The organism is Poseidonibacter antarcticus (assembly GCF_003667345.1).
In the GTDB taxonomy this organism is placed as follows: Bacteria; Campylobacterota; Campylobacteria; order Campylobacterales; family Arcobacteraceae; genus Poseidonibacter; species Poseidonibacter antarcticus.
Window position 1 is genome coordinate 379,408 of the sequence record NZ_RCWF01000002.1, and the last position, 18,969, is coordinate 398,376.

Sequence of the window (18,969 nt, forward strand, 5' to 3'; positions counted from 1 at the left end):
ATTATCAAAAAAAAGGAAAACACATGACAAATAGAGATTTTATAATAGCAATTTTGATTACATTTATGTGGGGAGTAAACTTTTCTTTTATAAAATTAGGTTTAACTTCGCTTGATCCTTTTATGCTTGCAGGTTTAAGATTCTTTCTTTGTGCAATACCTCTTGTATTTTTTATAAAAAAACCTGATGTAAAGTTTATCTATATAGTTTCATATGGATTATTTTTTGGTGTTGGATTATGGGGAATACTCTATGTTGGAATGCATTTTGGAATATCAGCAGGTGTTGCATCAATTGTTTTACAATTAGGTGTATTTTTTACTGTGATTTTATCTTATATAATTTTGAAAGAGAAAATAGATATTTATAATAAAATTGGTTTTGTTTTAGCATTAAGTGGGATACTACTTGTTTTTTTAGTAACAGATGGAACAGTAACTATTTTAGGAATGATGTTTGTAATATTATCAGCAGTTTCTTGGGCAATATTAAACATTATAATTAAAAAAGCAAATACAAAAGATGTTTTTTCTTTTCTAATTTGGTCAACACTATTTCCACCTATTCCACTATTTCTTTTAGCATATTTTATGCAAGGAGATATTGTGTTTATTAATTTCTTTGATAATATTGATACTAATGCAATGATTTCTATAGTTTTTCAAGTCTATCCAACTACTATACTTGGTTATTGGGTGTGGAATTCATTGTTGACTAAATATCCTGTATCAGTGGTTTCACCTTTGAGTTTACTTATTCCAATTTTTGGACTTTTAGGTTCTTTTGTTTTATTTAATGAGGAAATAGGAATATACAAAATAATAGCTTCTTTGATAATTCTTTTGGGATTAGTGATTAATACTTTTGGGAATAGAATGTTTATAGCAAAAGTTTAATAATTATGAAGAAATTACTTCATAATTATTATTTTGTAATTTTTTTAGCTTTTTTTCTTTTACTAAAAGTTTTAAGTTTCTAGAAAAAGTTTCAGGAGCCATAGAAAGAATATTTGCAATTTCATATTGTTTTATATTTTTTTGTAGGTTAATATTCTTCAAATAAAAATTTATTATTTTATCTTTTGCTGTAAGGTGAATATTTAGATGAATATTTTGTTGTAATAATTGTATCTTTTTTAATAAAGAAATTACTATAAAATTTGAAATAGTAATATCACTCATAAAGTTTTCTTCAAAATCTATTGTTTTTATCTTCATAATTTTTCCATCACTTATAAAACTAGCAGTAGAAGGGAAAGGTATATGAAGTAAAGAAGCAGCCTCACCAACGAAATCATTTTCTTTAAAAATTCCAATGGTAATACTATTTGCATTGTCATCATGCTTGTGAATATTTACTTCTCCTTGAAGAATTAGATATAAATATTCACTATTTTCCCCCGCTAAGAAAACCACACTATCTTTTTTGTGGTTTTCAATAGAAGCAAGACTAATAAACTTATCAAATTGTTCTTTACTCAAAGATGAGAATAACCAATTATTTTTTAATTTTTTAAACATAGTCGAATCATATAAGTTTTTATATAAAATTATGCTTTTAAATATGCTTCTTTTTCTTTTGCTATTAATATATTTGCTAAAAATTCATAAGCAGTACTCCAAGCTTCTTCAACTTCACTTGTGCACGCATCGCCAAGTGTTTGTTTGATAGAAGTTAATAATGCATCTTGAACCATAGGATAGTGTTTTGCTTGAATATTTGTTTTAACATGAGTAGCAACCATTGTTTCTAAACCTTTTTGAAGATTTTGTAATTGATCAATATTACTTGCGTATGCATAAATTGCATTTGCTAATTTTTTTGGTTGGTCATCAGTAGCATCTTTAAATAAAACTTTTGTTTCTGGATATTTTTCAAATAAAATTTTATACATTGTTTCTGTAATTTCATCTTTTCTTTCTTTTAACACAGGTGCAGTAGCTTTTATAATATTTTTTGTATTTTCTGTCATTATTTGTCCTTTAAATTTTCAGAATTATAACAGAATAAAAATAGCTATTTATTGATATGCATCAAGATTTTATAATAAAGTTTAAATAAAAACATCTTAGATATAATACAAAAATTCAAATACTATAGAATTTAAATATTATAAGGTTTAAAATGAAAACATACAAATTTATATCATGGAATGTAAACGGAATTAGAGCAGTTGATAAAAAAGAAGCATTAAAATGGATTGATGAAGCAAACGTTGATTTACTTGGAGTTCAAGAAACAAAATCACAAGTAGAGCAAATTCCTGAAACGATTTTTGAAAAAGATTATAAAACTCTTTTTGGTTCACAATCAGCAATAAAAGGACGAAGTGGAACAGCACTTTTTACAGATATTGAGACAACTTGTACTTGTACTTGTCCAAGCGTTGATGTTCTAGATGAAGGAAGAATAAACGAAGTTCACTTTACTTTAGGAGATAAAGATATTGCATTTTTCAATGTATATTTTCCAAATGGACAAAGTAAAGAAGAAAGGCTGACTTATAAAATGGAATTTTACGATAGATTTTTAAATCATTGTGAAGAGCTAAAAAAACAAGGCAAATCAATCATTGTTTGTGGTGATGTAAATACAGCACATAAAGCAATAGATTTAGCACGACCAAAAGCAAATGAAAAAACATCGGGGTTCTTACCAATGGAGAGAGAATGGATGGATAAATTCTTAGCTCATGGATATATTGATACTTTAAGACACGTGATTGGCGATGAACCTGAGCATTATTCATGGTGGTCTTATAGAGCAAATGCAAGAGCAAACAATGTTGGCTGGAGAATTGACTACTTTTATGTAAGTGATGATTTAAAAGACAATATCAAAGATGCATATATTCTAAATGAAGTTATGGGAAGTGATCACTGCCCTATTGGTTTAGAAATAGAGTTGTAAAACTTTTTATATATAAGTATAATTTATAATAAATCATACTTATATATTATTTCGATTATTAATAATAGTTATTATAATAATAAAGATTATATTAACTATCCATCTGTAGAGAATGACTTCTAATAAATTTTTCTAAATATATAATTAAATTATCTACAGCTTGGAGAGCAACTTTTTTATCTTGAAGCAATATAGCCTCCAAAATCATTTTATGTAAGAATTTTACTTCTTCATGATTATCTTTATTTGCATTTTAATAACCTATGAATTGATAAACGTATTATAATCAGATTCCAATTAATAATAATCTAATAAATTATATTTATTAGATTAAGTTTATCAGAAATTAGAATAAAACATATCTTACATCTGTTGAATTATTATACAAATAAATAACTGATTTAAATATACTTCTTTATCTTTTTTTACTTTATAACTAAATCTCATCATCTACTATGCTTGTTTTATGTATAATAAAATTATAAAAATTTTAAAAAGAATAGAATGAAAAAATTTGATTTATTTATTTTAGTATACTGTATTATAATTGTTTTATCTGTAATGTATGCTACCCAGCCCTTACAGCCTTTACTTGCAAAAGAATTTGATATATCAATAACAAAAGCTTCACAATTTACAGCAGTTATCATGCTTTTTCTTGCATTATCTCCTATCATATATGGATATATTTTAGAAAAAATAAATGCAAAAAAAATGTTAATAAATTCTTCATTAATATTATTTGTAACTAATATCTTTTTAGGTCTTTCAACTACTTATGAGTTTTTTATATTTTTTAGAACTATAGAAGCTTTAGTAGTTCCTGCCATATTAACTTCATTAATGAGTATTTTGGCAAATATGGATAAAGAAAATATTAAGTTTAATATGTCTATTTATGTTGCAGCAACAGTATTTGGAGGACTTGTTGGAAGAGTATTCTCAGGTTTTATTGCAACAAATTTTTCATATCAATATGTTTTCTATTCACTTTCTTTTGCCATTTTGGTATCAATTTATTTTATAAATAAATTAACATATGAAGGAGAAGCTACTATTGTTAAAGCAAAACTTTATGATGTAATTGAAATTTTAAAAGATAAAAGATTTATTACGATATATCTTTTAATGTTTTGTGTATTCTTTGTATTTGCAGGAGTATTAAATGTATTACCATTTAGATTAAAAGAGATTTCAAATGATATTTCAGAATTCCAAATTTCACTTTTATATTTAGGTTATGGAATGGGAATTCTTGTTTCTTTGAATTCAAAAAGAATTATTAAATTTTTTAAGAATGAAATAAATACTATTTTATTTGGTCTTGGTCTTTTTCTATTTATAACAGTATTTTTATCGATTCCTAATGTAATGGTTATGTTTGGTTTAATATTTCTTTTTTGTTTAGGAATGTTTACCGTTCATACTATTAGTACAGGACTAGCAAATTCATTAAGAAACTCACAAAAGTCTTTAACATCGGGAATGTATTTAACATTCTATTATTTAGGTGGAGCAGTTGGATCTTTTATTCCTTCAATTATTTATGAAAAATTTGGTTGGAATATTGTGCTTTATCTTTTTTGTATCATATTATGTATGGTTTTAATATTAATTTTTTATAGAAGGAAAATTTTTTAGAAACTACAAAAGAATAAAAAGTACAATATTCTTACCCTTTCTAATAATTATCAAGCAAGCTATTGATTCTTCTATTTGCTTGAACTATTCTATCTATTGATATTTGCTTATTTTCTACTTGTTTATAAATTGTATTTATTATTTCTTCTAGCTGAACTGGTTTTGCTAATTGGTTTGCAAATAAAAGCATATCTACACCTGAATTTATAGCTAGGCTTACTGTTTGTTCTAATGTATAATGCTTTGAGATTGCTCTCATTTGTAAGTCATCTGTTACTAAAACGCCTTTAAATCCTAATTTATTTCGTAAAAGTTTTGTATTAATATTTTTTGATAAAGTTGCTGGATATATTGGGTCTAAAAACTTATTAAAAACATGTGCTGTCATTATCATATGGGCTTGATTGTTTTTGATTAAGTATTTATATGGTTCAAGTTCTACGCTATCCCAAGTATTTGAAATATCTACGAAACCTTTATGAGAATCACCTAAAGATGAACCATGACCTGGGAAATGTTTTAAAACAGATATTACATTTTGTTTTTTTAATTCATCTATAAATACAGAAGAATACTCTACTACTTTTTTAGGATCTTTTCCAAATGAACGCCCTAGTTTTACAATTACTGTATTGTCTGGATTGATATTTAGGTCAACTACTGGTGCAAAGTCTATATTTATTCCATTTGTATTTAGCATTTTTCCTAAGTTGCTATAAATACCTCTTGCAAATGATATATCTTTTGTAGAAACATCTTTTGCTTTTGGTATTGACATAAAACCATTTTTAGTATTTAATCTTTGAACAATTCCACCTTCTTGGTCTATTGCTATTAAAAGTTTAGTTTTATTTATACTTTGTAATTGTTTTGTTAGATTTTGAACTTGTTTTGGGTTTTTGATATTTTTTATTTTCTTTTTATTATTTGGGTCTTTATCAAAAAGAATAACTCCACCTAAATCATATTTTTTTATATCTTGATATATTTTAGAATTAGCATCAATACTTTCACCTTTAAAACCTAAAATAACCATTTTGGCAATCATCTTTTCGATTTGTTGTTTTGAATATGTGTCATTAGCAGAAAAAAGTAGAGTACTTAATAAACTTAATAACAGAAATTTCTTTATCATTTTTTCTTCTTTAAATTAAAATTTATGGGAGTATAACAAAATATTACTAACTATTCGTCTAATAAATAAACCTAAAATATATATAATTTAAAGAAAAAGACTATATTTTATTGACATTATAAATAAAAAATGATAGTATTTCACAAATAAACAAAAGGAGACAATATGTCTAAAAAAGAAAAAGAATTAAAAGCAAAGAAAAAATTAGCTAAAAAAACTGCCAAAAAAGTAAGTAAGAAAAAAGTAGCTAAAAAAGCTCCTAAGAAAACTGCTAAAAAAGCAAAAAGCAAAAAAGTTTCTAAAAAAAAGAAATAGTTAATTCACAAAAAGTATAAGGGTTTTCTCTTATACTTTTCCTACTAATTTATATAAATCCTAACTTAAACTCTAAAAAAATCATCTTTTATACCAATTATCACTAAAAAGAGATATAATCACACAATTATTATATGAGGAGACACAATGTCACACGAAGAAGAAATAGAAATAGAATTAGAAGAAATTCAAGAAGAAACTCAAGCTGAAATCATACCAACTCCAGCTGTTGAGAAAAAAAGCTATGAAGTTGTAAAAAAACAAAGAAAACCAAAGATTACAAAACTTAATAAAAAAAGAAAAGCGAAAAAAGAAGATAAAAAAGCTTTTGAAAAAAGAAAAGAAGCAAAAAAGAAAAAAGCTAAGAAAAAATCTAAATTAAAAAAGAATCATAATAAATAGTCTTTTTAACTTATACAAAAGAATTTTATATAATTCTTTTGTATTTTATAAGTTTAAAATTTAAGCTAGTCTTCTTCTATATGTTTTTCTTTTCTACCAAACATATATCTTTGAGAAGTTCTAACAGATAAAAATCTCACCCCTAATAAAAATATAATTACACCTGATAAAACAAATAAATTTAAATTTATAGGACTTGAAAAAAGATCCGCCATCGTTGCTAGATTTTCTTTATTTACTTTTACAACATTTACAATAAACTCTCTTAATGCAAGAATTATAAAAGCATCTACAAGTAAAGATAAAGCAACTCTTTCTTCTCTTATGTAGTTTACAACAGCTCTTACAATTTCTAAAAAAATTATAAAATAAAGCATATATATAATAAAATCCATTAACATATTAGTAGCAAGTGCAATCAAAAATAATACACTTGCAATTGATAATTCTATATATAATTTATCTTTAAAAAAATTCAATATTGTATATTTCATATTTTTCCTTATTTTAAATCTCTACTTTTATTGCCAACCAATTTTTTGGTATTTGTGTAATAGATTTATTACTCATAAAAATTACTGAAGCAATCATTGCTCTAGAACTAGAATCACCACCTGCTTTTGCATTGTTTATTAACATATCTTTTAAGTTTGTATATTTACTTAGAAGGTGAATTATTCCTGAGAATCCTTCATCAATATCACAAGCTGGACCAAATTCTCTTATTGTTTCAAATGTATCTTTATCTTTTGAGGCAATTCCTCTATTTACAAAATTTTTAATATCTTCACTACTTTGTTCTTTTAGACTTACTAGAGTTTCTTCAATATCTTTTCCATCTAAACATTCAAGTAAAACTTTTGCAAAGAAATTAGAAGCATTTATTGCTTTTGTAGAATTATGTGTAAGTTTTACAAATTTTTCTACATTTTCAAGAAACTCTTCTTTTGATTTTGAAACTAATAATAATGGTGTAATTCTTCCAATTATTGATAAATCAGTAGACTTTGAACCGCTTGGAACCACATCATTTTTGATATTTTCTAGTGTTTCTCTTGTAGCCCCATCAATATAACCATTATATGAAGCCATTTTTTCTTGCCAATACTTTAAATACTCATTTTCATCAAATGTTTCTTTGTCTTCTAAGAATTTATATAACCAATAAGTTTGGTCACCATAGTGAGTAAATTCTCCTGCAACTTTACCTTTATGCCAAACAGATAAAGGAGTGTTTAACTCATCCCAATTTATTGAAGGGTCTTTTAATTGTTTTTCATCATAAACCCAATGAGCACCTAGAGAGTATGCATCTGCTATTAAAGATGTTAAAATTAATTCTTTTATTTTTTTTCTATCAAACATATTTGTATTTCCTTTATTTTTTATAAGGTTTTTCTATAATATATCCAAATTCAAGTGTTGTTTTTGAACTTGGTTTTAAAGTAATATCATAGCTAAGTTTTCCATTATCTTCTTTTTTTGTGTAGTTAATGTTGGAAATTAATTTTACTTTAATATCTTCGTGTTTACTAAGAGGTATTCTTTCAATTAAAGTAATAGTTTTTTCTTCATTTGAATTATTTGTAATTGTATATTTCCATAGTTTTTCAGTTTTGATTTTTGACATAGAAAAGAATGGTTCTTCTTTCATATCTTTTATTAAATCTTTTTTTACATCAATAAAACTATCAATTCCTAAATAAAGTGAACTTTCTTCATCTTTTTTGATTTGATTTATATAAGATTGTCCCACATAAACCTCATCCAAATAAAACTTAGTATTTTGACTACTGTATAATTTATCACTTTTAAAATCTACTTTATAAAATGCATTTGAACTTGCATATCCATCTACTTCTATTTTATTTTTTGTTTTATACTTGTCTTTTGAAAAAGTTACAGCATTTTTAACGCCACTTTTTAGGCTAATATTCGAAGCTTTGAAAAAAGCTTTTGTAGTAGTTTCATTATATGAAAAACTTGGTGCTACTCTAAGATTAGTTTTCATCATTTTTATAGGAGCAGCTTCCATCGTTACCATATCTGCTTGTGCTTTTTTCATTAAAATAGGTTCTTGAATATCTAAGTATTCTGCTTTGAAAGTTTGTGGTTTAACTGCATTTGCATAATTGTAAGTATACATATTTATATCAATATTTTCAAAATCATTCCCAGAACTTTGTGTTATAAATGATTTGTTTTTGATTTCTAAGTTTTTTTCTTTTGAATCTAAATTTACTTCATAAAAACTATTTTTTGAAATATTAAAAGTAGGATAAGAAACTAGTAATTTAGAATCTCCTGAACAACTTGCATCATAATTTAATTTTGAGTAAACATTTGAATTTTTTTTATTTATTAATTGTGCTAATTCTTGGTTTAAACTTGTTAGTTCTTCTTGTAATTTATAGATTTTATTATAATTTGCTTCTATTTCTTTTTGTGTATATGTTGATACTTCTTTTATATTTTTCAAGTTTACTGCATCTTTTTCAAACTTTATAGAACTTAGATTTGTTATTACATTTTTTACACTTGTTATTTCATTTGTTTTAAAAGCGATTTTTTGTTTATACTCTTTGATTTTTGATGATAAACTATCATTTGAGTAATTTTCAGAGATTACTGATACATTTGATATTTTGCAATTTGAATTATTTACAAACCTAATATCTTCAAATCTAACTTTTCCGATTAAGTCCACGCTATTTAGACTTGTATTTAATTCCTGATTTATAAATGTTTTATTTTTATAAATATCTAGACTTTTTACATTTATATTTGCAAAGGCAACTGTACTTAAAATTATTGATGATATTGCTATATTTATTTTTTTCATTATTTTTACCTATTCCAATTTTTATAATTTGTAAATGATGGAAACTGTTTTAAAAACTCTTCTTTTTCAAAAGAGTAAGAATAAGAATCTATATATTCACATAATAAATCATATGATTCTTTTATTTCCAAAAACTTCTGTGTACTTCCCTCTTCCATATCTGGATGATATTTTTTTGAAAGTTTTAAGTACTTTTTCTTTAAATCTTTTTTCGATAATCGTGTTAATATACCTAATGTATTAACAGCTTTTTCAAATTCTTCATAATCCATAAAATATTCCTTTAATTATAAACAACATTCTACAATATTTTTTTTAAAGCAAAATAGTATGCTATGATTGTGCAATTATTGTAAAATAAAATTTAAAATTTAAATTAATAAAAAGGATTTTTATGGTTTATACACTTTATTATGTACATGACCCTATGTGTTCTTGGTGTTATGCTTTTAAACCAACACTTGATGAATTACAAAAACATTTAAAAGATGATATAAAATTAGTTAATGTCGTAGGAGGTTTAGCTCCACATTCAGATGAGCCAATGCCTCAAAATCAAAGAGAAATGATTCAAAATATTTGGTATGAAATAGAAGAAAAAACAGGTGCAAAGTTTAATCATGATTTTTGGAAAGAAAATACTCCAAAACGCTCAACTTATCTTTCATGCCAAGCTACAATGCTCGCACGCTATGTTGGAAAAGAAAATGAAATGATTGAAGCTATTCAAGAAGCTTATTATCTAAAAGCAAAAAATCCAAGTGATGCTTCTACTTTAATACAATTAGCAAAACAAATTGGAATGGATGAAAAGAAATTTGAGCAAGATTTAAACTCTTTAAAAATTGAAAAAGACTTAGAAGAAGAGTTAAACTTTAGACGTTCTTTATATGTTAGAAGTTTTCCATCATTGGTTTTAAAATATAAAAAAGATGTTTATCCTATAAATATACAATTTGGTGATTATAAAGCGATGTTAAAACAGATTGAAAATATGAGTGAAAATACATATTTTTAAAATGCATTAAATTGATTATCTTTGTAACATAGTAAAATTTATAGCTTAAGATTAAAATATATAAGTGTATTTAATTTAATTCTAGACTAAACAATACTATAATACTGACTATTTATACAAAGGATTTACTTTTTATGCTAAATAATACTGTTATATATATTTTTAATAGAATAGTTCGACTATCAATTTTATTTTTTATTTTATACTTAATTTTTACTAACTTTGGGACATTTTTGATGATTGTTGGAATTGTTGTTGTAATTGGGTTTATATTTATCTACAATTTAAAGAAAAAGATGAAAACAAGTGGTTTCGATTTTCAATTTAAACAAGGTGCAAATTTTAATTCAAATGATTTTAGAAATTATAATAATTCTAATTTCAATGGTTTTAATAATGCCCCAAGATTTGATGAAGTACAAAAAGCAAAAGATTTTTTTGGATTTACTCACTCACCTACAAAAGAAGAGATAAAAAAGAAATACAAAGAACTAGCACGAAAATATCATCCTGATATTAATGACAATGATGATTCAATGATGAAAGATTTAAATCATTATAAAGATGTCTTAATGAAAACTGTTGAATAAACAAATATATGTTTATTCAACAACTTAAAAAAATTTTCTTAATAGTTGTTATTCTTTCTTGTTTTTTACTTACATACCTTTGGTATGATAATTATTTATTCTCTACAAATCCCCTATCAAAAGAAATACAAAATAAAATATATCAAAAACATCAAACTTTAAAATACTTAACTTATAAATATTTCAAAATTAAAAAGATTTTTCCTATTATAGTTTCAGATGAATTAGATTCAAGTAAGTTTGGAATGGCAGTTTATTCAAAAGATTCTAAAATAACAATTTATTTAAATAAAAAAAGATTCAAAGAAAATGAAGATTATATGATAAATGATGTTATCCCTCATGAATATGCTCATGCAATTATGTTTCAAATGCGAGATTTTTCTGATGAAAATAGTGGTCATTCAAAAAAATGGCAAAATATTTGTAAAAAATTAGAAGGTTTAAGATGTGATAGATTTGTTAATCATCAAGATATTTTGATTGAAAAAACAAATCTATTTAAGTAATAAGTAATAAAAGATTTTAAAAGAGATTATCTCTTTTAAAATTCATATTTTATACTAAATTTAAAATCTCTACCCATATCTCTTCTATAATCTTCATCACTAGAACCTGATAAAGTTGTATGAGGAGCATAGTATTTATTTGTTAAGTTAGTTACAGCTACATAGTATGTCCAGTTTTTACCTACTTTATATTTTGTACTAATATCATGAGTTGTATATCCACCTCTTGTAACTTGATCAGCATTATCAATACCTGCAACAGCTGTTAAAGTATAGTCCATACTTAATCCATCTAAAAGTTCTGCTCCAACATTTAATACAACTTTTTTACTATCCCATCCACCAACTCTTCTTATTGCAAGTGGTTCACCAGATGTTCCAGCATCTACTTCATTAAAAACATTTGTATCAACTTGAGAATATGAAAGCGATCCAAAATAATTATCTATAAAATATGTTCCTTTAATTTCAAAACCTTTTAAAACATATTCATAGTCAGAATTTTTTATATCAGTTAATGCTAATCCAGCTTCACCAGAGTAACTGTATTTACCACTTGCATTTGTAAGTCCTGAATGTGATTCAATCAAATCATTAATTTCTGTTCTAAAAATATTTGCATTAAAGATAAAACCATCAGAATTAGTAAAAAGACTTTCACCTTTTAATTCATATCCAAGTTCATATTTAGTTGATTTTTCTGCTTCTAAATCTTTTGAATATGTAGCATTATCTCTAATATTCATAGCCCATGTAAAAGGAATTGTTCCACTCATTCTTGATGATTGTCCATAGTTCGCATATACATTTGAGTTATCATTTATTTTATAATCAAGTCCAAAATTTGGAGAAATTGTAGTATCACTAGCTTCTCCTAAACCTGATTCAAATTCATACTTATCTAATCGTGCTCCATAATTAATATCAAGATTATCTATAGTTGTTTTATTTTGAATAAATACTGCTTTATTATTTGAACTTGTTGGTTCATAATGAGAAGGAGTTGCTGCAATACTTGTAATAGGTGCATTTGAAGTTGATTCTACATCTTCTACTTGAACACCTACAGATACTTTATTTTTAAATGATTCTGTATCTAAATAAAAGTGGTTTTGTAGTTTAATTCCTACTGTATCATTATCATATTGATAATCGTATTTTTCTCTATCTACTTCTATATTTGTAAAGTATATATTTGTATCAAGATTAAGTAAATTTCCATTGCTATAGTTATGTTGTGCAGTATAACTTGTAGTTGTAGATACTACATCTTCTAATAATGCTGGATCTACGTTAACTCCTTTATCACTTCCTGTTTTCCCCCATTGCATATCGCCACTATTTGAGTTTTGATTAAAAGAGAGTTTTAAATCATGATTATTAAGGTCATCAAGTGTAAATTTTAAAAAATAATTTCTATCTTTATATGCAGTTGCTAACATTTCATCGTTATTTCCATCTTCATAATTATCATTATTTACGCCAGAAACAGATGCTAAAACTCCATAATGCTTATCATAAACACCATAAGCTGTTAAACTTCCACTTTTTGAATCAGTATTTGTACTATAGCCAGCTTTTATAATACCACCTGTATTTTTTCCATTTTTTACAAAGTCTTGTGCATCTTTAGTTGTCATTTCAACAGAACCACCAAGTGCACCACCTTTTGAAGCATCAGGAGCTGTTTTAACATTAAGAACTTTTAAAATATCAGGATTTATTCCTAATTCATTTCCTCTATGTTGAAAAATATTTGTTCCTTGTGTAGCTCCATCAAGACTAATATTTAAAGTTGAACTTTCAACTCCTCGTACGTAAACTCTTTTTGCATTTGAAGAACCACCTCCACCAAGTTCTACTGATGCTTCTTTTTTTAAAAGATCAAAAACTGAGTTTGCTTGATGTTGTTCTTCTTTTTCTAAATCAATTGTAATAGAATTTGTTTGTCTTTGACTCTGTCCTTCAACTTTTATTTCGTCTAATACTATTGCACTTTGTGCTATTAAATAGTATGGTAATATTATTGATAAACCTATATATTTCATTTATTTCCTTTTTTTGCAATTTCAACGCAACCTAGTCGCAAAAATTTGTGGAATAATATAGTTTTATTTATTAAATGCGACTTAGTTGTATATAAGTTTTTCTAATATCAAATAATTCTAAAATTTATAATCGTATCTTGTATATTTTTTCTTTATAAGAATATAAAGAATACCTCATCGCAATAAGTTTTAAAGTAGGGGTTATTTAAATTTTCACAATGATTCTACTTTTTAGTTATAATATCGTCTTTAATAAAGGATAAATATGAAATTACTATTAATGATATTACTTATAAGTAACTTTGCCTTTGCAAGTTATACAATCAAATATCATGGTTTAGAACTAGGTACAATAAATAACTTTGACACATTAAAAGATAATTATTTAGAAGCAAATGTAACAAATACTCTTGCAAAATTTCTCTTGAGAAGAGATAAATTTGTATTTTATAATGAAGATTATAAAGGTAAAAAAGATGATGAAAATACAAAATATAAAAAAGATAAATATGCAATAGTTTATATATTAAAAAAAGCTGCAACAAATGATATAAAAGATGAACGAATTGAAATTAAAAAAAATAAATTTATAGATGTTAAATTTGATAAAAACTATAAATTTATATATAACTCAAAGAATAGAATCAAAAGTGATGGTTATTTTGTAATGAAAAATGGCAAATTAGAAAAATTAATTGAAACTGTTAACTCAATTGAAATAACTAAAATTAAATAAATTTATAAAAAAAGTGCAAATACTCTTGACAAATACAGAAAATAATACTACAATTCCGACCTAGCAAAAACGGAGTGTAGCGCAGCCTGGTAGCGCACCTGGTTTGGGACCAGGGGGTCGAAGGTTCGAGTCCTTTCACTCCGACCACTTGCTATATTCAAAATCAATTTTAATCTTCTTACAATATCAATTTTCATTAATCTTATCTATGCTATATTATCACTTATTAAAATAAATAACATAGGAAATAAATATGAATATATTAAATATAAAAACTTTAGTAATATTTCTACTTACAATACAACTTGCAGTATCAAAGGAAAACAAAATGTCAATTTATGATTTTAGTGTAAAAGATATAAACTCAAAAGAAGTTTCAATGTCAAAATACAAAAACAAAGTTTTACTAATTGTAAATGTAGCTAGTAAATGTGGATTTACAAGTCAATATGAAGGTTTGGAAAACTTATATAAAAAATATAAAAATGAAGACTTTATGATTTTAGGATTTCCTTCAAATCAATTCTCAAATCAAGAACCAGGAACTAATAAAGAAATACAAGAATTTTGTAGCTTAACTTATGGTGTTGATTTTGATATGTTCTCAAAAGTTGATGTAAATGGTGAAAATGAAATTCCTTTATACACTTATCTTAAAAAAGAAGCTTCAGGAGTTTTAGGAACAAAAAGTATTAAATGGAACTTTACAAAATTTTTAGTTGATAAAAATGGAAAAGTAGTAGATAGATTTGGTTCAACTACAAAACCAGAAGATATTGAAGATGATATTAAAAAGCTTCTTTAATATATTAAGGAAAATATGAAAATCACAGATTTAGAAAAATATAATATATTTGATAATGAAAAACTAGAAAAGTTAGAGAAACTCGAAAATCAAGGTGTTTGTAACATTATTTATAAATTAGATACTTCAAAAAAGCAGTATCTAATTAGAGTATTTAAAATTACTCATCAAGATAAAAAAAGTAGACATCACGAGTTTGAAATTCAAAAAAAAGCATATAAAATTGGAATTGCTGCAAAACCATATATTTTAGATGAAGAAAACTCTTTAATGATATGTGATTTTTTAGAAGGCAAACATAAAAGTAAATTAAAGAAAAATAAACTAAATGCCCTAGTAGATTCTATGAAAAAACTTCATAAAATAAAAGTAAATAAAAAAACTTATAAACTAAAAAAAGATTTTGAAAATTTTAAAAAGATTTTGAAAGATAAAAAATCTCAAAAATTAATTAGAAATTCATTTAAAGAGTTGAAAAAATTAGAAAAGTACAAGTTTGAAGCTGTAAATACTCACCATGATTTAAATATTAACAATGTTTTATTTTATAAAAATAAAGCTAGATTTATTGATTGGGAATTTGCACGTGTAAATGATAGATTTTTTGATATTGCTAATATTTGTTTTGAATTTAAATTAAGTAAAAAACAAGAAAAACAAGTTTTAAAAAGATATTTTAAAAAGCTTAAAAATAAAGATATTAAAAAACTAGCTTCTTATAAAAAAGTTTATGAAAACCTATGGATTTTATGGTTTGCAAGTCAAAATATAAACTAAAAAAGAGATAACTGCCCTACTTCTTTTATCTCTTCATCTTTTTTATCTATTTTAATCACCTCATCAATACATGAAGGTTCATTAAATAATACTTTATTTACTTCACTTGTAACTTCATACATTTTTATTTTTTCATTTGGATATACAGAAAAGAGCTTTATTACTTCTCTTAAATCTGAAGAATTTAACCAAGTGCTAAAATCTTTTTTTTCTAAGACTACAGGCATTCGATGATGTATTTTCCCAAGTTTTTCATTTGCATCACAAGTAATCAAAGCAACTGTAACTATTTTCATATTAAGTTCAGTATCAAAATACTCATCCCAAATACCTGCTAAGGCTAAATATTCATTTTTTATATCACTTACTAAATATGGAGTTTTTTCTTTATCCTCTTTTGCCCACTCATAAAAACCATTTATTGGAATAATACATCTTCTGTATTTAAAAGAATCTCTAAAAGTTTTCTTTTCATAAATACTTTCACTACGTGCATTTATATTCATAGAAGCCTTTGAAAACGCCCAAGAAGGCAAGTATCCAAAATGTGTATATAAATAGTTCCCATTGTTTAAAAGCGCAGGAATAGGAATAGTTGGAGGAATATTATATCTAGGATTTAACTCCCCTACCATATCATTTTTGATTAACTCTTTTGCATCAATTTTAAAGGCTTTGTCATTGTATATACTTAATCTTCCTGGCATTTGTTAAAATCCATAAATTAAAAAATCAATCGAGTTTTTAATCTCATCGCCTTGCTCTTTTATAGAACATATTTTTTCATTTAATAATGAAAGTCCAATAGTAGCCATTTGATCAGTATATAAATAAACTATTTCATCTTTTATTTTTAACTCTTTTGTAAGTTTATCAACTTTTGCTAAAGAAAAAACCAAAGGAATAACAACACGTGTATCTAAAGAAGATAAAATATCGTTTTGTATATCTAATAAATATGGAACTTCTTTATTAGTTCTTTCATTTTCATTTTTATAAACATCAAATTGAGCCATTAAAATATCCTATGTTCTTCTAAAATAATTCCATGTTCTTTTAATCTTTTATTATGATTTTTAATTGCATCTTTATTCTCTTCTTGCCATTTTTTTATTTTCTCTTCTTTTGAATTTAAGTTTAAATAAGAGTTTAAAGCTTCTCTAACAATTTGACTCTTTTTTTTACCCAAAGAAATAGCCATAGAATCCAACTCATCAAGTAAAGTATCCTCTAAAGTAATCGTCATTTTTCTAGTCATAAAAATCCTTTGCCATATTTTACCATACTTTTTATTTAACATAATAAAACAGTTTAAATCATCTTTACAAGTAAAAGCTTAATTTCGCTAAAATGCCCCAATGCAATTAGAAGAAAAACTCAAACAATTACCAAATGATGCTGGTGTATATCAATACTTTGATAAAGATGGCAAATTACTATATATTGGAAAAGCTAAGGTACTGAAAAATAGGGTTAAATCTTATTTTAAATTTACTCCAAAATTATTACCAGCTGATAAATTAGGTCCTAGAATTTACAAGATGATAAGTGAAGCATTTAGTATTGAGTGGATTGTCGTACCAAATGAACATGATGCTTTGATTTTAGAAAATTCTCTTATAAAACAACTAAAACCAAAATACAATATTTTACTTCGAGATGATAAAACATATCCATATATTTATATTGATTACTCTGAACTTTATCCACGACTTGAGATTACACGAAAAGTATATAAAAATAAAAATATCAAATACTTTGGTCCCTACTCTACTGGTTCAAGAGATATGCTTGATAGTATTTATGAAATAGTTCCTCTAGTTCAAAAAAAATCTTGTATCAAAGGCAAGCAAGCTTGTCTTTTCCATCAAATAAAAAGATGTCATGCACCTTGTGAGGGTAAAATATCAACAGGTGATTACGCAAAGATAGTTGAAACTGCTATTGATTATATCTATAATAAATCAAAGCTAATATCAAAACTTCAAGAAAAAATGATGGAGTATTCAGAAGACTTTAGATTTGAAGAGGCTATGAAATTAAGAGATAGAATAAAAACTATAGAAAAATCTCAAATAAAATCTGGAATGGATTTAGCTACAAATGAAAACCTAGATGTATTTGCAATAAAAGCTGCAAAACAAAAAGCGGTAATCGTTCGTATGTTTATACGAGATGGAAAATTAACATCATCTTCTTATGATTTTATAAAAGTAAATTTTTTAGAAGATGAAACAAATATTGATTTGGATGAAGCATATAAAAGAGCAATTGTAAACTACTATGACAATGAAATTCCTGTACTTCCAAAAGAAGTTTTAACAGCTATTGAAATAGAAGACAAAGAGAGTATTGAAGAGTTTTTATATACAAAATTTGAGAAAAAAATCAAACTTGTAAATCCAAAAATAGACAAGAAAAAGAATTTAGTTCAAGTTGCACTTAATAACTGTGATGAACTTCTTAGAATTGATTCTTCAAGAAATCAAAATACTATTTATAAAGAGCTTCAAAAGCTATTTAATCTTCAAATACTACCTTTAAGAGTAGAATCGTTTGATAACTCACATATGATGGGACAAGCAACTGTAGGTGCTATGGTTGTATGGAATGAAGAAATAAATGCTTTTGATAAAAAAGACTTTAGACATTATAATCTTGAATCAAAAGATGAATACTCACAAATGAGAGAAATGCTTATGAGAAGAGTTGATAGCTTTGAGAAAAATCCAGCACCTGATCTTTGGATTTTAGATGGTGGGTCAACTCTTTTAAAATTAGCCTACGATATTATTAATTCAACTGGTGTAAATCTTGATATTATTGCAATTGCAAAAGAAAAAGTAGATGCTAAAGCACATAGAGCAAAAGGTGCAGCAAAAGATATTGTTCACTATAAAGATGAAAAAGGTGAATATAGAGCTTTAAAGCTTGAAACTAGTGATCAAAGATTACAGTTTGTTCAAAGACAAAGAGATGAAGCTCATAGATTTGTAATAAATTTTCATAAAAAACAAAAAAGAAAAGAAGATAAGCAAATTTCATTATTACAAATCAAAGGAATTGGGGAAGCGAAGGTTAAAAAACTTCTTTTATATTTTGGAGAATTTGAAAAAATTAGAAATGCAAGTTTTGAAGATTTAAAAGACGTACTAAATGAAAAAGATGCGACTTTAATATCTGATTATTTTAAAGAAAATTTACATTAAAGTTTATATACTTATTCACATACTATTCACAT

Annotated in this window: 23 protein-coding genes and 1 tRNA gene; 13 read left to right on the forward strand and 11 right to left on the reverse strand. The window is 25.2% G+C overall.

Annotation, left to right across the window (positions count from 1 at the left end; all coding sequences use genetic code 11):
- The first annotated feature begins 23 nt into the window (after positions 1 to 23).
- Entirely contained in the window at positions 24 to 896 is an 873-nt protein-coding gene (locus D9T19_RS04580; RefSeq protein WP_121627026.1) for an EamA family transporter, read from the forward strand.
- A gap of 3 nt (positions 897 to 899) precedes the next feature.
- Here D9T19_RS04580 and D9T19_RS04585 read toward each other — a convergent pair whose 3' ends face one another.
- Both D9T19_RS04585 and D9T19_RS04590 read right to left on the reverse strand, forming a co-directional pair.
- On the reverse strand, positions 900 to 1,520 hold the full coding sequence (locus tag D9T19_RS04585) for a Crp/Fnr family transcriptional regulator (RefSeq protein WP_121627027.1): 621 nt from the start codon (positions 1,518 to 1,520) through the stop codon (positions 900 to 902).
- Positions 1,521 to 1,549: 29 nt separating this feature from the next.
- Complete coding sequence (locus D9T19_RS04590; RefSeq protein WP_121627028.1) at positions 1,550 to 1,972, reverse strand: globin domain-containing protein; 423 nt, start codon at positions 1,970 to 1,972, stop codon at positions 1,550 to 1,552.
- A gap of 152 nt (positions 1,973 to 2,124) precedes the next feature.
- Between D9T19_RS04590 and D9T19_RS04595 the strand changes: the two genes are divergently transcribed.
- Together D9T19_RS04595 and D9T19_RS04600 are read left to right on the forward strand one after the other, a co-directional pair.
- Positions 2,125 to 2,910 carry an exodeoxyribonuclease III gene (locus tag D9T19_RS04595; RefSeq protein ID WP_121627029.1) on the forward strand — a complete coding sequence of 262 codons (786 nt, stop codon included), beginning with the start codon at positions 2,125 to 2,127 and terminating at the stop codon, positions 2,908 to 2,910.
- Positions 2,911 to 3,414: 504 nt separating this feature from the next.
- Entirely contained in the window at positions 3,415 to 4,551 is a 1,137-nt protein-coding gene (locus D9T19_RS04600; RefSeq protein WP_121627030.1) for an MFS transporter, read from the forward strand.
- Between the two features lie 40 nt (positions 4,552 to 4,591).
- On the opposite strand, the gene D9T19_RS04605 is transcribed toward D9T19_RS04600, so the two are convergent.
- The gene (locus tag D9T19_RS04605; RefSeq protein WP_121627031.1) at positions 4,592 to 5,686 is read right to left on the reverse strand and encodes a glycoside hydrolase family 3 protein; all 1,095 of its coding nucleotides are present in this window, start codon (positions 5,684 to 5,686) and stop codon (positions 4,592 to 4,594) included.
- A 165-nt stretch (positions 5,687 to 5,851) separates the two neighbouring features.
- On the opposite strand from D9T19_RS04605, the gene D9T19_RS04610 reads away from it, so the two are divergent.
- Positions 5,852 to 6,001 (forward strand): histone H1, encoded by a 150-nt coding sequence (locus D9T19_RS04610; protein WP_121627032.1) that lies wholly within the window; start codon positions 5,852 to 5,854, stop codon positions 5,999 to 6,001.
- 147 nt (positions 6,002 to 6,148) lie between these two features.
- A complete protein-coding gene (locus tag D9T19_RS04615) occupies positions 6,149 to 6,403 on the forward strand; it encodes a hypothetical protein (protein WP_121627033.1) in 255 nt (84 codons plus the stop codon).
- 65 nt (positions 6,404 to 6,468) lie between these two features.
- On the opposite strand, the gene D9T19_RS04620 is transcribed toward D9T19_RS04615, so the two are convergent.
- Genes D9T19_RS04620 through D9T19_RS04635 form a run of 4 tightly spaced genes read right to left on the reverse strand, consistent with a single transcriptional unit; the run spans position 6,469 to position 9,517 of the window.
- Positions 6,469 to 6,897: a phosphate-starvation-inducible PsiE family protein gene (locus tag D9T19_RS04620; protein WP_121627034.1), complete on the reverse strand. Its 429-nt coding sequence runs from the start codon at positions 6,895 to 6,897 to the stop codon at positions 6,469 to 6,471.
- 13 nt (positions 6,898 to 6,910) lie between these two features.
- Positions 6,911 to 7,768, reverse strand: coding sequence for an ADP-ribosylglycohydrolase family protein (locus tag D9T19_RS04625; protein WP_121627035.1), 858 nt, complete (start codon positions 7,766 to 7,768; stop codon positions 6,911 to 6,913).
- 13 nt (positions 7,769 to 7,781) lie between these two features.
- Positions 7,782 to 9,245, reverse strand: coding sequence for a DUF4139 domain-containing protein (locus tag D9T19_RS04630; RefSeq protein ID WP_121627036.1), 1,464 nt, complete (start codon positions 9,243 to 9,245; stop codon positions 7,782 to 7,784).
- Between the two features lie 5 nt (positions 9,246 to 9,250).
- Positions 9,251 to 9,517: a DnaJ domain-containing protein gene (locus D9T19_RS04635; RefSeq protein ID WP_121627037.1), complete on the reverse strand. Its 267-nt coding sequence runs from the start codon at positions 9,515 to 9,517 to the stop codon at positions 9,251 to 9,253.
- A gap of 122 nt (positions 9,518 to 9,639) precedes the next feature.
- Here D9T19_RS04635 and D9T19_RS04640 point away from each other — a divergent pair, with 122 nt between their 5' ends.
- From D9T19_RS04640 to D9T19_RS04650, 3 genes are all read left to right on the forward strand, one after another.
- Positions 9,640 to 10,263, forward strand: a complete 624-nt coding sequence (locus tag D9T19_RS04640) for a DsbA family protein (RefSeq protein ID WP_121627038.1) — start codon at positions 9,640 to 9,642, stop codon at positions 10,261 to 10,263.
- A 134-nt stretch (positions 10,264 to 10,397) separates the two neighbouring features.
- A complete protein-coding gene (locus D9T19_RS04645; RefSeq protein WP_121627039.1) occupies positions 10,398 to 10,853 on the forward strand; it encodes a DnaJ domain-containing protein in 456 nt (151 codons plus the stop codon).
- A gap of 8 nt (positions 10,854 to 10,861) precedes the next feature.
- Positions 10,862 to 11,362, forward strand: a complete 501-nt coding sequence (locus tag D9T19_RS04650; protein ID WP_121627040.1) for a SprT-like domain-containing protein — start codon at positions 10,862 to 10,864, stop codon at positions 11,360 to 11,362.
- A gap of 35 nt (positions 11,363 to 11,397) precedes the next feature.
- Here D9T19_RS04650 and D9T19_RS04655 read toward each other — a convergent pair whose 3' ends face one another.
- Positions 11,398 to 13,410 (reverse strand): TonB-dependent receptor domain-containing protein, encoded by a 2,013-nt coding sequence (locus tag D9T19_RS04655; protein ID WP_121627041.1) that lies wholly within the window; start codon positions 13,408 to 13,410, stop codon positions 11,398 to 11,400.
- Between the two features lie 265 nt (positions 13,411 to 13,675).
- Between D9T19_RS04655 and D9T19_RS04660 the strand changes: the two genes are divergently transcribed.
- From D9T19_RS04660 to D9T19_RS04675, 4 genes are all read left to right on the forward strand, one after another.
- A complete protein-coding gene (locus D9T19_RS04660) occupies positions 13,676 to 14,146 on the forward strand; it encodes a hypothetical protein (protein WP_121627042.1) in 471 nt (156 codons plus the stop codon).
- Positions 14,147 to 14,216: 70 nt separating this feature from the next.
- Positions 14,217 to 14,293, forward strand: a tRNA-Pro gene (locus D9T19_RS04665).
- Positions 14,294 to 14,474: 181 nt separating this feature from the next.
- On the forward strand, positions 14,475 to 14,951 hold the full coding sequence (locus D9T19_RS04670; RefSeq protein WP_121627123.1) for a glutathione peroxidase: 477 nt from the start codon (positions 14,475 to 14,477) through the stop codon (positions 14,949 to 14,951).
- A 15-nt stretch (positions 14,952 to 14,966) separates the two neighbouring features.
- Positions 14,967 to 15,728, forward strand: coding sequence for a phosphotransferase (locus D9T19_RS04675; RefSeq protein WP_121627043.1), 762 nt, complete (start codon positions 14,967 to 14,969; stop codon positions 15,726 to 15,728).
- Here D9T19_RS04675 and D9T19_RS04680 read toward each other — a convergent pair.
- Genes D9T19_RS04680 through D9T19_RS04690 form a run of 3 tightly spaced genes read right to left on the reverse strand, consistent with a single transcriptional unit; the run spans position 15,725 to position 16,986 of the window.
- Complete coding sequence (locus D9T19_RS04680) at positions 15,725 to 16,435, reverse strand: SOS response-associated peptidase (protein ID WP_121627044.1); 711 nt, start codon at positions 16,433 to 16,435, stop codon at positions 15,725 to 15,727. The genes D9T19_RS04675 and D9T19_RS04680 overlap by 4 nt on opposite strands.
- A 3-nt stretch (positions 16,436 to 16,438) precedes the next feature.
- Positions 16,439 to 16,744 (reverse strand): CcdB family protein, encoded by a 306-nt coding sequence (locus D9T19_RS04685; RefSeq protein ID WP_121627045.1) that lies wholly within the window; start codon positions 16,742 to 16,744, stop codon positions 16,439 to 16,441.
- Positions 16,744 to 16,986 carry a type II toxin-antitoxin system CcdA family antitoxin gene (locus tag D9T19_RS04690; RefSeq protein ID WP_162984542.1) on the reverse strand — a complete coding sequence of 81 codons (243 nt, stop codon included), beginning with the start codon at positions 16,984 to 16,986 and terminating at the stop codon, positions 16,744 to 16,746. Before D9T19_RS04690 ends, D9T19_RS04685 begins: the two co-directional genes overlap by 1 nt.
- Before the next feature lie 100 nt (positions 16,987 to 17,086).
- Here D9T19_RS04690 and uvrC point away from each other — a divergent pair, with 100 nt between their 5' ends.
- The gene (gene uvrC / locus D9T19_RS04695) at positions 17,087 to 18,937 is read left to right on the forward strand and encodes an excinuclease ABC subunit UvrC (RefSeq protein WP_121627047.1); all 1,851 of its coding nucleotides are present in this window, start codon (positions 17,087 to 17,089) and stop codon (positions 18,935 to 18,937) included.
- Positions 18,938 to 18,969 lie beyond the last annotated feature (32 nt).